The following is a 541-nucleotide window of genomic DNA, read 5'->3' on the forward strand; positions in this document are numbered from 1 at the left end:
GAAGAAGGCTCTTCGGCGTCATAATGACGAGCGGTCTGATTTCTTCACGAAGCAGCATTTTAGCCTGTCTTCTTAAAATATGGAAATACTGTGCCGCGCTTGTCAGGTTGGCAACCGTCCAGTTGTTTTCCGCTGCAAGCTGCAGGAATCGCTCAATTCTTCCGCTTGAGTGCTCAGGCCCCTGTCCCTCGTAACCGTGCGGGAGCAGCATGACTAATCCGGATTTTTGGCCCCATTTCGCGCGTCCGGCAGAAATAAATTGGTCAAAATACACTTGAGCAGCGTTGGCAAAATCTCCGTACTGTGCTTCCCACAAAACAAGCGTTTCCGGTGAATGCACGTTATAGCCGTATTCAAAACCGAGAACCGATCCTTCAGACAGCGGGCTGTTATGAACAGCAAATGATGTGCTGCAGTCAGATAAGTGATGAAGCGGCACAAATTCTTTGCCCGTCTCACTGTCATGAAGCACAAGGTTTCTTTGGGCGAACGTTCCGCGCTCGGAATCCTGTCCTGTTAAACGAATCGGTGTTCCGTCTTT

At 49.7% G+C, this 541-nt stretch carries 1 pseudogene; it reads right to left on the reverse strand.

Annotation, left to right across the window (positions count from 1 at the left end):
- Positions 1-541: pseudogene (gene kgd, locus IEV86_RS17660) on the reverse strand (multifunctional oxoglutarate decarboxylase/oxoglutarate dehydrogenase thiamine pyrophosphate-binding subunit/dihydrolipoyllysine-residue succinyltransferase subunit); the annotation flags it as partial.

Source organism: Cellulomonas carbonis, from assembly GCF_014636275.1.
In the GTDB taxonomy this organism is placed as follows: domain Bacteria; phylum Actinomycetota; class Actinomycetes; order Actinomycetales; family Cellulomonadaceae; genus Actinotalea; species Actinotalea carbonis.